The 1284-nt window shown below is 56.9% G+C and carries 1 protein-coding gene; it reads left to right on the forward strand.

Going from position 1 to position 1284, the window contains the following annotated elements; genetic code table 11:
• Window positions 1-84 precede the first annotated feature (84 nt).
• Window positions 85-1223 (forward strand): IS3 family transposase gene (locus tag FHT93_RS35420; RefSeq protein WP_183851422.1). Its coding sequence is split into 2 segments (ribosomal slippage): window positions 85-343 and window positions 343-1223, totalling 1140 coding nucleotides; the frame shifts between segments, so codons are not numbered across the junction.
• The last annotated feature ends 61 nt before the right edge of the window (window positions 1224-1284 follow it).

The following is a 1284-nucleotide window of genomic DNA, read 5'->3' on the forward strand; positions in this document are numbered from 1 at the left end:
AGAGCTGGCTCGGGAAATCTGCACAGCCAGGATAAGTGGAATTTCTGCCTGACTTCGGCTTAGATGCCGGGAACAGGAGAGACCATGACGAGACGACCGCGCCGGAACCATAGCCCGGCTTTCAAGGCGAAGGTGGCGCTTGCCGCCATCAGAGGTGAACAGACGCTGGTGGAATTATCCCAGCAGTTTGACGTGCACGCCAATCAGATCAAACAGTGGAAAGACCAACTCCTTGAGGGGGCGACAGGCGTTTTCAGCGATGACGCCAAAGCGGAACCGGCGGCACCGACCGTCGATGTCAAAACCCTGCACGCCAAGATTGGGGAGCTGACGTTAGAGAATGATTTTTTATCCGGTGCGCTCGGCAAAGCCGGACTGCTGAGCGGAAAGAAATGATCAACCGCGAGCATAAACTATCCGTTGTCCGGCAGGCAAAGCTTCTCGGCTTCAGTCGTGGCAGCCTCTATTATCTGCCTCGTCCAGTGCCTGACGGCGATCTTGCCTTGATGCGCCGGATCGACGAACTGCATCTCGACTACCCGTTTGCCGGAAGTCGAATGTTGCAAGGGCTCTTGAGGGGAGAAGGGCTGGAAGCTGGGCGGCTTCACGTCGCCACGCTGATGAAAAAGATGGGCATCGAAGCGACCTATCGTCGCCCGAACACATCCAAACCAGCGCCAGGTCACAAAATCTATCCTTACCTCCTGCGAAAGCTGGCGGTCACCCGGCCCAATCAGGTCTGGGCAATGGACATAACCTACGTTCCGATGGCTCGCGGTTTTGTCTATCTCTGCGCCGTCGTGGACTGGTTCAGCCGGAGGGTTCTGTCATGGCGGCTGTCGATCACGATGGAAGCAGCCTTCTGCATCGAAGCAGTCGAGGAAGCGCTGGCCCGTTATGGCAAACCCGACATATTCAATACCGACCAAGGCTCGCAGTTCACCTCGATGGACTTCACGGCGGTGCTGAAGAAGGCGGAAATCGCCATCTCGATGGATGGCAAGGGTGCGTGGCGGGACAACGTGTTCGTCGAAAGGCTCTGGCGTTCGATCAAATACGAGGAAGTCTACCTCCATGCCTACAAGACCGTGTCCGAGGCCCGCGTCGGCATTGGCCGATATCTGACCTTTTACAATAGCCGACGACCACATTCATCCCTTGACCGGCAGACGCCGGATCAGGCCTACTTCAACGCGCTGGCACCAATGATGGTGGCGGCATAATCGAGGCGGAAATCCACTTAGCGAAACGCCCGAAACTGTTCAGACAAACCGAGCCACCTCT

Origin of the sequence: Rhizobium sp. BK379, assembly GCF_014193955.1 — a bacterium.
Classification (GTDB): domain Bacteria; phylum Pseudomonadota; class Alphaproteobacteria; order Rhizobiales; family Rhizobiaceae; genus Rhizobium.